Origin of the sequence: Synechococcus sp. F70.1 (assembly GCF_047502745.1) — a bacterium.
Taxonomy (GTDB): Bacteria; Cyanobacteriota; Cyanobacteriia; order Thermostichales; family Thermostichaceae; genus Thermostichus.
The window spans coordinates 27,886-40,034 of the sequence record NZ_JANSJL010000006.1 but is presented as its reverse complement, the minus strand read 5'-3'; the positions used below and the strand labels follow the sequence as shown (position 1 = coordinate 40,034).

11 protein-coding genes and 1 tRNA gene are annotated in these 12,149 nt (G+C 59.4%); 6 read left to right on the top strand and 6 right to left on the bottom strand.

Annotated elements, in window-relative coordinates; translation table 11 throughout:
• The first annotated feature begins 15 nt into the window (after positions 1-15).
• Positions 16-88 (top strand) — tRNA-His (locus NW860_RS00330).
• A gap of 4 nt (positions 89-92) precedes the next feature.
• Here NW860_RS00330 and NW860_RS00325 read toward each other — a convergent pair.
• The 5 genes from NW860_RS00325 to NW860_RS00305 all read right to left on the bottom strand — a co-directional run bounded on the left by NW860_RS00325 (position 93) and on the right by NW860_RS00305 (position 6,013).
• Positions 93-2,114: a hydantoinase/oxoprolinase family protein gene (locus tag NW860_RS00325; protein WP_414511881.1), complete on the bottom strand. Its 2,022-nt coding sequence runs from the start codon at positions 2,112-2,114 to the stop codon at positions 93-95.
• Between the two features lie 27 nt (positions 2,115-2,141).
• Positions 2,142-3,452 (bottom strand): hypothetical protein, encoded by a 1,311-nt coding sequence (locus NW860_RS00320; protein WP_414511880.1) that lies wholly within the window; start codon positions 3,450-3,452, stop codon positions 2,142-2,144.
• 105 nt (positions 3,453-3,557) lie between these two features.
• Positions 3,558-4,079 (bottom strand): hypothetical protein, encoded by a 522-nt coding sequence (locus NW860_RS00315; RefSeq protein WP_414511879.1) that lies wholly within the window; start codon positions 4,077-4,079, stop codon positions 3,558-3,560.
• Between the two features lie 9 nt (positions 4,080-4,088).
• Entirely contained in the window at positions 4,089-4,643 is a 555-nt protein-coding gene (locus NW860_RS00310; protein ID WP_414511878.1) for a phycobiliprotein lyase, read from the bottom strand.
• Positions 4,644-4,738: 95 nt separating this feature from the next.
• Entirely contained in the window at positions 4,739-6,013 is a 1,275-nt protein-coding gene (locus NW860_RS00305; RefSeq protein WP_414411810.1) for a S41 family peptidase, read from the bottom strand.
• 220 nt (positions 6,014-6,233) lie between these two features.
• On the opposite strand from NW860_RS00305, the gene petB reads away from it, so the two are divergent.
• From petB to leuB, 3 genes are all read left to right on the top strand, one after another.
• Positions 6,234-6,881 (top strand): cytochrome b6, encoded by a 648-nt coding sequence (gene petB / locus NW860_RS00300; protein WP_414396519.1) that lies wholly within the window; start codon positions 6,234-6,236, stop codon positions 6,879-6,881.
• A 67-nt stretch (positions 6,882-6,948) separates the two neighbouring features.
• On the top strand, positions 6,949-7,461 hold the full coding sequence (gene petD, locus NW860_RS00295) for a cytochrome b6-f complex subunit IV (RefSeq protein WP_414396521.1): 513 nt from the start codon (positions 6,949-6,951) through the stop codon (positions 7,459-7,461).
• Positions 7,462-7,606: 145 nt separating this feature from the next.
• A complete protein-coding gene (gene leuB, locus NW860_RS00290) occupies positions 7,607-8,722 on the top strand; it encodes a 3-isopropylmalate dehydrogenase (RefSeq protein ID WP_414405859.1) in 1,116 nt (371 codons plus the stop codon).
• Between the two features lie 32 nt (positions 8,723-8,754).
• On the opposite strand, the gene ntcA is transcribed toward leuB, so the two are convergent.
• On the bottom strand, positions 8,755-9,426 hold the full coding sequence (gene ntcA / locus NW860_RS00285; RefSeq protein WP_414396526.1) for a global nitrogen regulator NtcA: 672 nt from the start codon (positions 9,424-9,426) through the stop codon (positions 8,755-8,757).
• Positions 9,427-9,600: 174 nt separating this feature from the next.
• On the opposite strand from ntcA, the gene NW860_RS00280 reads away from it, so the two are divergent.
• A complete protein-coding gene (locus tag NW860_RS00280) occupies positions 9,601-11,403 on the top strand; it encodes a M61 family metallopeptidase (protein ID WP_414511877.1) in 1,803 nt (600 codons plus the stop codon).
• A 520-nt stretch (positions 11,404-11,923) separates the two neighbouring features.
• Positions 11,924-12,149: hypothetical protein (locus tag NW860_RS00275; RefSeq protein WP_414511876.1), on the top strand; the 226-nt coding region annotated here is incomplete at its 3' end.

Here is a 12,149-nt window from a genome sequence, read left to right as displayed (position 1 = left end):
TGGATTAGGGTCCTGGCGGGCGTAGCCAAGTGGTTAAGGCAGAGGATTGTGGTTCCTCCACTCGTGGGTTCGAATCCCATCGTCCGCCCTCTCTACTCGCAGCTTAAGACCAGCGTGCCTACGGCGTCGATGCTGCCGGTCCAACCGGCTTCAATCACCACGGTAGCCTCCGGCATCTCCACAATCGCCGGCCCACACAGTTGAAACCCCACCCCCATGTGCCGCCGATTGTAGACGGGCACCGGGCGCATCCGGCCCCCAAACCAGGCCTCTCGTTTCCCCTGGAGGGGATCCCCCGGCAAGGGTGGGGGGGCCTGCAGAGGGACACGAGGCAAGGCCTGCACCGCCCGTAGGCGCAACTGGATCACCTCCACCTCTTGGTCAGGATCCTGCCAGCCGTAGCGCTGGCGGTGGGCTTGGTGAAACCGCTGCTCGAGGAGGGAAACCGGATCCGATAACTGGGCTGGGATCTCCAGCTCGAAGGACTGGCCGCGGTAGCGCAGATCCAGACTCAAGGAGAGCTCCGGCTCTTGCAGGTCGGCTTGTGCCTGGCGGATGAGGGGCTCAGCCCACTGAGCCAGAAGGGATCCTCCCCCCTCCCCCTCTAGCTGCCGCAGCGGCTGCAGGACGGCCCGCCGGTAGTCCCGCCGCAGATCGGCCAAAGCCATGCCCAGCGCCGAGAGGACACCGGCAAAGGCCGGGATCAAGATGCGGCGGATCCCCAGCTCTTCTGCTAGAGCACAGGCATGCATGGGCCCAGCTCCGCCAAAGGCCAGCAGGGCAAAATGGGCGGGATCCAAGCCTCGCTCCACGCTGATGACCCGCAAAGCCCGTGCCATGGCCACATTGGCTAGGGTGCGAATGCCAACGGCCGTCTCCTCCAAACTCAAGCCCAAGGGCTCCGCGAGCGTTCTGAGGGCCTGGCCAGCCAAGTCTCGCCGTAGGCAAACGGCATCCCCCAGCCAGCCCCCATCCGGCAGGTAGCCCAGCCAGAGGTTGGCATCGGTTACCGTGGGAGCCGTTCCCCCCCGACCGTAGCAGGCCGGCCCAGGGTTGGAGCCGGCACTTTCCGGCCCCACCTGCAGCCCGCCCCCGGGTAGCAGGGAGGCCAGGGATCCGCCCCCAGCACTGACCGTGTGGATGTCGATCTGGGGCTGCTGCACCGGCAGGCCGCACACTACCGCTGACGGGGTAACCTGGGGGATGCCATCTTGAATGAGGGCCACATCGGTGCTGGTCCCTCCCATGTCCAGGCTAAGCAGATGGGAGCAGCCACTCAGCTGGCCCAGGTAGGCCGCTCCGTAAACGCCGCCCGCCGGCCCCGAAAGCAGCGCCACCGAGGCGTGGGCTGCTGCCTGGGCAAGGGAAGTGACGCCGCCGGAGGATTGCATGATCAGGGGTTCGGGGATCCCTCGCTGCCGGCACCCCTGGGCCAAGCGGTGGAGGTAGCCCGCCAGCGCTGGGCTGAGGTAGGCATCAATGGCTGTGGTGCTGAAGCGCTCGTATTCCCGAAACTCTGGCGCCACCTCGCAGGAGAGGGAAACATGCAAGCTGGGAAAGGCCTGTCGCAAAGCCGCCCCCAAGCGCTGCTCGTGTTCTGGATAGAGGAAAGAAAACAGAAACCCCACCCCCACGGCGCGGATCCCATCCCGCTGTACCCGCTCCCCCACTTCCCGGACTACGCGCTGGATCTCCTCCTCAGTTAGCGGCTCGACCACGCCACTGGCGCTGCAGCGCTCCTTCACCTCCAGGCAGTGGTGGCGGGGCACCACCGGCTCCGGCTTGGGCTGAGTGAGGTCGTAAAGGGAAGGACGGTTTTGGCGGCCAATGGCCAGCACATCCCGAAAGCCCGCCGTGGTCAAAAAGAGAGTGGGGGATCCCTTGCGCTCCAGGAGGGCGTTGGTGGCCACGGTCATGCCATGGCAGAACACGTCCACCTCAACTGGGCCCAGCTTGTCCAGGGCAGCGAAGACCCCCTCTTCCGGGCTAGGGGTGGAGAGGACCTTGGCCGTCCGGATCTGGCCCTCCTGCAGCAGCACCAGATCGGTAAAAGTGCCTCCCACATCGATCCCCAGGCGGGTCGGGATCCCTCGTTGGCTGCCGACAGTGGACATGACTCGTGGGCGCAGGCTAACCCCTCCCTAGCTCTTTGACTCGGCTTCCAGGGGCTGTTCCTCCTTCTGCACAAGCTGACGGAAGGCCGGCTCGTCCAAGCGGTAGTCCCGCTGCTCGATGAGATCCCGGTCAGTAGAGTAGATGGTGTCCGCTTCCTGCACCACCTCCTGGCGGCGGAAGTGGCGGGCAAAGTCGAGCTTGCGCCGCAGCACCTCCGAGGGACGCTGCAGTTGCTCTTGCCAAAACCGCCGAATGCGATTGCGGCGCTCCACTCCCTGGTTGCGGAATTGCAAGGTCAACCAACGCACCGTGGGCACGGCCAAAAACAGCGTGCCGTAGAGGAAGAGGAATCCAATCAGCGGGTAGATAAACGCCAAAAAGGCGTTGCTCCCAGCGGCAGCGGCCACCTCCTCCCGCGCCCCATAGAGAATGGCCGCCAAGAAGAAATTGAGCACACCCAAGCCGGCGGCTAGGGCCAGCTGCCCAGGGGTGGCGCGGCTAAACACCCAAGGTTTTTCTTGCAACACCTCGGGAAACCGCTGCCGTGGGCCTTCGGCGGCCGTTACCTGCAGCTCTGGAAAGCGATAGACGATATCTCCCTCCTCGCTTACCTCCGGCTGGCCGTCAAACTTGAGCAAAATGGGCAGCATGTAGTCTTCGTACTCCAGGGCGGGGGATCCCGGCTCCACATCCAGGTAGGGCAACACCTGCTCGGCGGCAATGACTCCCCCATTGGCACGGATGAGCTGGCCGATGAGGGCATAGCGTTCTTCTTCCAGGTTGGCATTGGGATCCCCGTCGCCAAACAGGAAGCTGTAGACCGCCTCGAGAAAGTTCATCTCCGACTTTTCCTGTCGGGGTTGCGCCTGACCGGAATAGCTCTCGTAGGGACCCCAGAAGGGGTTGCCTACCCACAGGTCGGGAACGTAGAAGAGCCCCACCCCTCCCGAGCGGCTGCGGCTATCCTCCTCACGGCTGCTCCTACTGCTCTGCAGAGCCATCAGGGCCAGAGTAATGAGGACAATTGACACTACCAGCAGGATGCCAAAGGAAATGCGCAGGCCGTAGAGAAACCCTCCCCAAAGCCGGCGCCGCAGGGCTGCCAGCCGGTCCTGTTGCTCCTTGCGCTGGAGAATGCTGCGAAAGTCGGGCGGGAAAACGTAGGCGATCTCTCCCTGCCGCGAAACCTGAAGATGCCCCCCTGCCTTTTGGGCCAACTGCAGCAACTCTTGCTTGGCCTCCTCTAAGGCCAGGCCTGTGGTGGAGGCGATGTCTCCCAGCGTAACCCGCAGGCCCAGCCGCTCTACTGCCTCCATAACCAAAGTCTGTGCCGCCACCGTCAACCTCCGCTTCTGCCTGCTGTTAACCCGCCAGCTCCCTGTTTCCAGTATCTCTCCTGTGCTGGGCATCGGCGAGAAGATTCCCTCTTGGCAGCCGCTAAGCTAGGGCAGCCAGGCCAGGGTTGCCAGCAAGGCCGAGAGGATTCCAATCAACACCCAATTCAGCCGTTGGGTATTCACCAAGGGAGCGGCCTGGGAAGGGAGGGGAGGGGGGGACGTGGGCCGAGATCCCCGCGGGCGAGGGCGTTCATAGACTAGAAGTCGGCTTTCGGGCTTGGCCTCTTCCAGGTGGCTGAGATCGGGGATTTGGATCGACCACTCCACTGGGCGGCGTAGACGGGGAGCCTGCCAGATGCTCAACACATAGCGCGCCTGTTGGGCAAGCTCGGGATCTGGACTATATAGCAAGCTCTGCACTAGGCGGACGGCCTCCTCGGTTTCTCCAAGCGCCTCCTGGGCTAGGGCTTGCCAGAGCCGCAGCTGGCCTGCCTGGGGATAGCGACCTTGGGCCTGTTTGGCCTCCTCCAAAGCTTGCCGGTATTGTCCCCGCTCAAAGCTGGCTTGAATTCGGGCCAGGTATTGGGGCAAGGGCAAGTCTGGGGCCGGGATCGACTCGGAGTCCACGCAGCCTCCCTAGGTCAGCTTTTGTTCCACCCCAAACCCCACCAGGAGTACCTCCTGCAGCGGCTGGCCTTGAGGTGGGCGCCGGTAGTTGAGGATCTGCCGCAGGCGCAGGCGGGGGTTGAGCAGGGTGATGGTATCTACGGAAACAACGTGGGTGTAGGTGGTGGTCATCACCAGTTGCAGGGATCCCGGATCAAAGCGGAAGTCGGCCACCATGGGCCGCTCTTCCTCATAGGCGCGATCGCGCAGGTAGTCGCCTTCCAGCCCGCGGGGGCCCTCTCGCCGGGGCACAAACAACATGTTTAGCTCTTGCCCGACCTCCTCCCCCTTTTCGGAGACAGTCTCAAAGGCAAGGTGAAAGCCCAGGAAGCCGTCGACGCCGTGGTTGGGGTAGTTGTTGTCGGCCAGGACCTTCTCCTTGAGCTCAGGAGTGAGGGTGCGAATGGTGAACTCGGTGCGCGAGCGCTCCACCTCCCCTCGATCCAGGTAGTGATAGGTACGCTCGGTGTGCCAGGCGCCAATACAGCAGTTAAAGAAGTGGTGAAACTGGTGGAGGGCGTTCATGCCAAAGGGCTCGAGAGCAGGGCTGAGTTGACACCAAGCCCGATCCTAAACCGAATCGAAGACAAACAGGCACCCCAATCCCTGCAGCAGATGCCTCAGGTGGGGATCCCCTGGGCCACGGACAAAGTTGCCCCCAGCAGTTCCAGAGCCCGCTGCAACTGGCGATCCTCAGGGCCGCCCAGGGTTTCTGCCGTTAGGGGAACGGGGCCCTCGCCCACCACCACATCGGGCTGGATCCCTTGGCGGTGAATGTCGCGGCCGTTGGGGGTGAGGTATTTGGCAGTCGTCACGGCCAGCCCTGAGCCATCTGCCAGCTCCATCAGGGATTGGATCAGCCCCTTGCCGAAGGTGCGCGTTCCCACCAGTTGCGCCCGCCCGCTGTCCTGCAATGCCCCCGCCAAGACTTCGCTAGCGCTGGCACTGCCTTGATTGACCAAAACCACTAGCGGCGCCTGGGTGAGAATTTCGCCAGTGGCAGGAATGCCCTCTAGAATGCCGTGGCGATCCTTCACCAGCACGATGTTGCCTTTGGGGATCCAAAAGCGGGCAATCTCAATGGCCGCCTGCAGTAGTCCTCCGGGGTTGTTGCGCAGATCCAGGAGGTAGCCCCGCACCCCTCGGGCTTCTGCCGCCTGGATAGCCTGGCGCACTTGAGTGGCTGCATTGCCGTTGAACTGGCTGAGGCGGATGTAGGCCACCAATCCCTGGGGCAGCTCAAAGAAAGCCGTGCGCACCGGGTTAATGAGGATTGACTGCCGCACCAGCTCCACCTCCCAGATGCGCCCCTGCCGCCTTAGCCGCAGGCTAACGGTTGTACCGCTAGGGCCGCGCATGCGCTCTGCCACCTCGTCCAAGCTCAGCCCCGCCACTGGCACCTGATCCACTGCCAAGATCTCATCCTGGGGCTGGATCCCGGCCCGCTCGGCAGGGGTGCCCTCCATGGGAGCAATAACCCGCACCGCCCCCTGCTCGTCGATGGCAATCTGCAGGCCAACACCGCTCAGCTCGCCGGCAGTAGAGGTCTGCAGACTGAGGTAGTGCTCCCGATCCAAAAAGCGGGTGTAGGGATCCCCCAGGGTGGCCAACATCTCTTCAATGGCCCGATAGGTTTCCTGACGATTCTTCAAGGGCCGCGCCAGAAAACGCTGCCGCACCTGCCACCAGTTTTGTCCGTTAAACCCCGGATCCACGTAGGCCCGATCCACATAGGCCCAAGCCTGGGCCAGCAGTTGCTGCTCTTCTCCCCAGCGGCTGGCCTGAGCTTGGTAGGCATCAGTGCCTAAACTTGCCCAGAGCAGGCACCCCAGCAGCAGAATGCGGAGAACCCAGCGGATCCCCCACTCTTTCTTCTTTGGCTTTGGCGCAACCATAGACGGCAAGACGCTAAGAAAAGTTAAGGAATATGAACAAGACGCAATATCGAAACCTGTTTTGCCAGCGAGAATGCGGATTCCTGCCCCCGAGCTGAGCCTAACTTAAGGAAGTCGTTAACAAATTGTGTTACAGTGCTGGTTGAGGTGGGGCTGTCCTCCACCGTGGAGTGACTTTCTCCCGCCGGGGAGATACCGAGAAATTGGAAAGAAAGGTACCATGGGCAAAGTTTACGATTGGCTAGACGAGCGGCTAGAGATTACGCCCTTCGTCGACGACGCAACCGGAAAATTCATCCCGCCGCACGTTAACATCTTCTATTGCCTTGGCGGCATCACGCTGGTGTGCTTTCTCATTCAGTTTGCCACCGGCTTTGCCATGACGTTTTACTACCGTCCGACGGTGGCCGAGGCCTTTGAGTCGGTCAACTACATCATGACCCAGGTCAACTTCGGCTGGCTGCTGCGCTCCATCCACCGCTGGAGCGCCTCCATGATGGTGTTGATGATGATTCTGCACACCTTCCGGGTTTACCTGACCGGTGGGTTTAAAAAGCCCCGCGAGCTGACCTGGGTAACTGGCGTGATCTTGGCGGTGCTGACGGTTTCTTTCGGGGTTACGGGCTACTCTCTGCCCTGGGATCAGGTGGGCTACTGGGCAGTCAAGATCGTCTCGGGAGTGCCCAGCGCTATCCCAGTGGTGGGTGATGCCCTGGTTCAGCTTATCCGCGGTGGCGAGGCTGTTGGCCAAGCTACCCTCACTCGTTTCTACAGCTTGCACACCTTTGTCCTGCCTTGGCTGACGGCGGTCTTCATGACCATGCACTTTTTGATGATCCGCCGCCAGGGCATTTCTGGACCCTTGTGAGCCAGGGCTGGTTGGATCCCCTACTTTCCCTTACTCAACTCTTTTGCCCCAGATAAGGAGAACTGCTATGCCTCTCTCGAAGCAAGCGCTGGCAACTGAGGTTATTACACGCAAAGTTGACCTGGACAACCCCAAAGTTTTGGCCAAGCTGAAGAAGAACATGGGCCACATGACCTACGGGGAGCCCGCTTGGCCCAACGACTTGCTCTTTATGTTCCCGGTGGTCATCCTGGGCACTATTGGGGTGATTGTCGGTCTGGCGGTCATGGATCCCGCGGGTGTAGGCGAGCCGGCAGACCCCTTTGCCACGCCCCTGGAAATTCTTCCCGAGTGGTACCTCTACCCTGTGTTCCACATTTTGCGCGTTGTTCCCAGTAAGCTGCTGGGCATTGCCCTGATGTTGGCTATTCCCGTGGGCCTCTTGTTTGTGCCTTTCATTGAAAACGTCAACAAGTTCCAGAACCCGCTGCGCCGTCCAGTGGCAACGACGGTGTTTTTGATTGGCACTTTGGTAACCCTGTATCTAGGCATTGGCGCCACTCTGCCGCTGGACAAGTGGGTTACCCTGGGCCTGTTCTAGAGAGCCGAATATTGATAACTCTAGGTGCAGCAGGCTGATGGCCAAGCTGCACTTTTTTTAGGGGAACTTTCCCGGGGGACTTTTCGGCAGACCTTGGGCAAGGGGATGGTAATATCGCTACGCACTCCTCTTGCGGGGATCGCCCATGAGCGTTTCTTCTTCTGCTGCTCAAACCTATCGGATTACTGCCCTAGCCGGCGATGGGATCGGCCCTGAGATTATGCAGGTGGGTCGGGCAGTTTTGGACGCCGTTGCCGCTCAGATGGGGTTTTCCCTCCAGTGGCAGGAGGGCCTAATTGGCGGAGCAGCCTACGAGGCCACGGGGGATCCCTTGCCCCCGGAGACTTTGAAAATGGCCCAGGAAAGCGATGCCGTTTACTTGGCAGCAGTTGGCGACTTTAAGTACGATACCCTGCCGCGCCAGAAGCGACCGGAGCAGGCTTTGCTGGGCTTGCGGGCCGGCTTGGGGCTATTTGCCAACTTGCGCCCCGTGAAGATCTTCCCCCAACTGGTGCAGGCCTCTTCCCTAAAGCCGGAGGTAGTTGCTGGGATCGACCTGGTGGTGGTACGCGAGCTCACCGGCGGCATCTACTTCGGTCAGCCCCGTGGGATCTTCGTCGATGCCCAGGGGTCCCGCCGCGGCGTCAACACCATGGCCTACAGCGAGGCCGAGGTGGATCGTATTGCCCGCGTAGCTTTTGAACTGGCCCGCAAGCGACGGCGCAAGCTTTGCTCGGTGGATAAGGCCAATGTGCTGGAGGTGTCGCAACTGTGGCGGGAGCGGGTTACCGCCATTGCCGCCGAATACCCTGACGTAGAGCTTTCCCACCTCTATGTCGACAACGCGGCCATGCAGTTGGTGCGCTGGCCAAAGCAGTTTGACGTCATCCTGACAGAAAACCTCTTTGGGGATATCCTCTCCGACGAGGCGGCCATGCTAACTGGCTCCATTGGCATGTTGCCTTCTGCCTCTCTGGGAGCTACCGGCCCAGGCCTCTATGAGCCAGTCCATGGCTCAGCTCCGGATATTGCCGGCCAAGACAAGGCCAACCCCATTGCCCAGGTGCTTTCTGGGGCAATGCTACTGCGCTACTCCTTGGATCAGCCCCAAGCTGCTGACCGCATCGAACAGGCCGTCGAGGCGGTTTTGGCCCAGGGCTACCGCACCGCCGACATCTACTCGGAGGGGATGACCCTGGTCGGCTGCCGGGAAATGGGGGAAAAGATCCTGGCTGCCCTGGCTCAGCTGCCCGCCTCCTAGCAGGTGTCTCTCAGCCGTTGAGAGCTGGCCCCCTAGGTAAAGCGATGGCTAAGCTGGATGGGGTCGTGGACAGTGATCTTCTTCTTGTGGATAGAAATGTAGTTTTTCTTGCGCAACTCTCCCAAGAGACGGGTAATGGTGACGCGGGTTGATCCGATGGCTTCGGCAATAGCCTGGTGAGACAGCTTGAGGTCGATGGTTACGCCATTGGGGCCAGGCACCCCGAAGTCGCGGCAGAGGATCAACAAAAAGCTAACTAGGCGGGAGGCCATGTCGCGGTGGGCCAGAGTTTCAATCATCATCTCTGTCTGCAGGATGCGGGAAGCCAGGCTCTTAAGCAGCAACATGGCCAGCTCAGCGTTCTCCCGTACAGACTTTTCCACCTGTTCGATGGGCAGAGAAAGCAGCTCGACGCGAGTAAAAGCTACGGCGTGATAGAAGCGGTCGGAGCGCTGCCCGGTAATGAAGGAGAGCACACCAAAAATACTGTTCTCCCGCAGGAGGGCAACGGTAATTTCTTCCCCCCTTTCGTACACCCGCGAGAGCTTAACCGCCCCTTTGACCAAAAAGTAAACCCGCTCCGCCGGATCGCCGGGGAGAAAAATGGTCTTGCCGCGTTCATAAGTCTCGATAACCGGAGGATGGCGAGATCCTCCTAACTGCTTAAAAGCTGCAATGAGAGATTTTTCTGCGACGGCCACCACGAGATTTGTCAACCTTTCAAGGTCAGTTTATCTCTAGGATCAACCCCTGAGGTTAACTTAGGGCACCTGAATCGAGCTGCCCACAACTCAGAGACTACCCTAAACTTAAGAGACTCTGCCTGGATATCTTTGTAGCCAGAGCTACGTTCCTTTGTTGCGACAAGGGAAGGTTGTATGGGGATCCCGCCGGCTGAGGTTGCTACTCCTTCTCGCCCTAGCCGTCAGCACTTTACGGTGCGGATGCCAGAGCCAGCCAGTCACCTCTTGGAGGTGGAGCTGCAGATTCGCGAAGTGGAACCGGAGGTGCCCCTGCGGCTGCGGCTGCCAGTGTGGACGCCGGGATCCTACCTAGTGCGGGAGCATGCCCGCCATGTACAGGAGTTTCAGGCCCTGAGCGAGCAAGGGAGCCCTTTGGCCTGGCGAAAGGTTGATAAAAACACCTGGGAGGTAGACCCACCTGGGTGTTCGGCGGTTACAGTCCGCTATCGGGTCTATGCCTATGAGCTGACGGTGCGCACCAACCATCTGGATCTCACCCACGCCTATTTCAATGGGGCGGCGCTCTTTCTCTACGTGCCTGGCCGCGAGCGGGAGCCCTATACGCTGACCGTGATCCCTCCCCACCCCGACTGGCGCATTGCCACCAGCCTGCGGCCCCTGGCCTCTCCTTCCCCAGGGGATCCTAGCGCTGGCCAGTCTTTCTTTGCTGAAGACTACGACGAGCTGGCAGACAGCCCAGTGGAAGTGGGCTTGCACCAGTTGCGCTCGTTTGCAGTGGAAGGGATCCCGCACTACTTCGTAGTCTGGGGAGCGGGCACCCTGAATTTGGATCAAGCAGTGGCCGATGCCGAGAAAATTGTCCGAACCACGGCAGCGTTTTTTGGCGGGCTGCCCTACGACCGCTACTGGTTTATTGTGCATTTGTCGGCCGGGGGATTTGGTGGCCTAGAACACAAGTACAGTGCCACCCTCAACTATTCTGGACTAGAGCTGCATCAGCCTCAGCCCTACCGCCGCTTTTTGGCGCTGCTGGCCCATGAGCTTTTCCATGCTTGGAACGTCAAGCGGCTGCGCCCTCTAGCTTTGGAGAAAATTGACTACAACCAAGAAAACTATGTGGACTGCCTCTGGTTCTGCGAAGGGGCAACCAGCTACTACGAAAATGTTATCTTGCTGCGAGCAGGGATCCTCAGTGCCAAAGAGTTTTTGCAGATCCTATCTGAGCAAATTAGCCGGCTACAGCGCACGCCAGGTCGAGTCGTACAATCGCTGCAGGAGGCCAGTTTCGATGCTTGGATCAAGCTCTACCGCCCCCACGAAAATAGCCTCAACAGCCAGGTTTCCTATTACCTCAAGGGCGCTTTAGTCTGCTGGCTGCTAGATCTGCACATTCGCCACCTTTCAGGGGGGCGGGGATCCCTGGACACGGCCATGCAGGATTTGTGGCAGCGCTTTGGCCGGTTTGAGAAAGGCTATACTTACCAGGACTTGCGGGAGGCCTTTGAGCGAGCAGCCGGTGTCGACCTTGGGCGCTTTTTTGCCGCCTACTTGGAAGGCACGGAAGAACTGGACTACGACACCTACCTCCATCCGTTTGGCCTCACCCTCAAGGCCCACTTTAGCCGCCCCAACCCTCCTCCCTACCTGGGCTTGAACTTCAACGGCGAGGGCAACCGCATCAGCGCCGTCGAGATGGGCTCCCCGGCTCAAAAAGCAGGCATCTGGGCTGGCGATGAGTTGGTGGCCTTGGATGGCTTCCGGGTAAGCGCCGCCACCTTGCCAGAGCGCCTGGCAGCCTATCAGCCCCACCAAACCATCTGTCTTAGCGTCTTCCAAGGCAATCAGTTAAAGCACTTTTGGATCCCCTTGGATCCGCCCCGCCCGGATGTGTACACCCTGGAGGCCTTGCCTGAGCTCACTCCCGCCCAGAAAGCGCTCCAACAAAGCTGGTTGGGATCCCTTCTGGCTCAAGAGTAAGCAGGAGGTAGCAATGCTTTAAAATCTTCCTAGCTGTTCACAACTCCTGAGTTAGGTTAAAGAAAATAGGATCAAGGGAAGATGACTCTGCTTTTAGGTCTTCTAATTGGATTGGCTATTGGTTTCTGCCTGGGCGTTTATACCTGTAGGCTCACTCAAAGAGCTAATAGTCAGTTACTGGATGAGATTCTAAGAAAGTTACAAGCTGATCTTGAGGGCTTCAAACTTCATATCTCAGAAAGTCTGTCCGAAAGTTACCAAAACTTCCTTCAGCATTTAGCATTTAGCTGAGTACAGAAGTCAGCTAGTTAAGAACATAAGTAACCAGCAGAATATCCTGAGCAGGCTATTAGAAAGTACAGAAAAAATTTCCCAGAATCTAAGCTCAAGTTCTAGCCTTCAAAAGACGAAGGAAACTAACGAGCGAACTGCTGGCGCTCGACTCAAGAGTTTGCCGCCAGGGACGATTAGCCGTGAACAGGTGAAAATAGGGGTATTTCTGTGGTCTAGGAACATAAGGATGAAGAACCTGATCCCATCTAGTAAAAAAGCCGATGCAGAAGGAGAACTCGATAACAAGCTGAACTGGATATCAAACCTTATGGGTCAGAGGTACTCGCTGATCGAGAAGCTTTACAAAGAAATTAAATCTGGCATTGGAGAAGAAAAGGCCTTAACTCTTTGCTTAAAAGGCAACTCCCCGGAAGTGATAAGTTATAGCTGCCAACTTGCTTCCACTCTACATA

Bases quoted from the DNA above. Each gene is read 5' to 3' on its own strand.
- NW860_RS00280 (WP_414511877.1), top strand. From the start codon at position 9,601: ATGGGGATCCCGCCGGCTGAGGTTGCTACTCCTTCTCGCCCTAGCCGT.
- NW860_RS00305 (WP_414411810.1), bottom strand. From the start codon at position 6,013: ATGGTTGCGCCAAAGCCAAAGAAGAAAGAGTGGGGGATCCGCTGGGTT.
- NW860_RS00310 (WP_414511878.1), bottom strand. From the start codon at position 4,643: ATGAACGCCCTCCACCAGTTTCACCACTTCTTTAACTGCTGTATTGGC.
- leuB (WP_414405859.1), top strand. From the start codon at position 7,607: ATGAGCGTTTCTTCTTCTGCTGCTCAAACCTATCGGATTACTGCCCTA.
- petB (WP_414396519.1), top strand. From the start codon at position 6,234: ATGGGCAAAGTTTACGATTGGCTAGACGAGCGGCTAGAGATTACGCCC.
- NW860_RS00325 (WP_414511881.1), bottom strand. From the start codon at position 2,114: ATGTCCACTGTCGGCAGCCAACGAGGGATCCCGACCCGCCTGGGGATC.
- petD (WP_414396521.1), top strand. From the start codon at position 6,949: ATGCCTCTCTCGAAGCAAGCGCTGGCAACTGAGGTTATTACACGCAAA.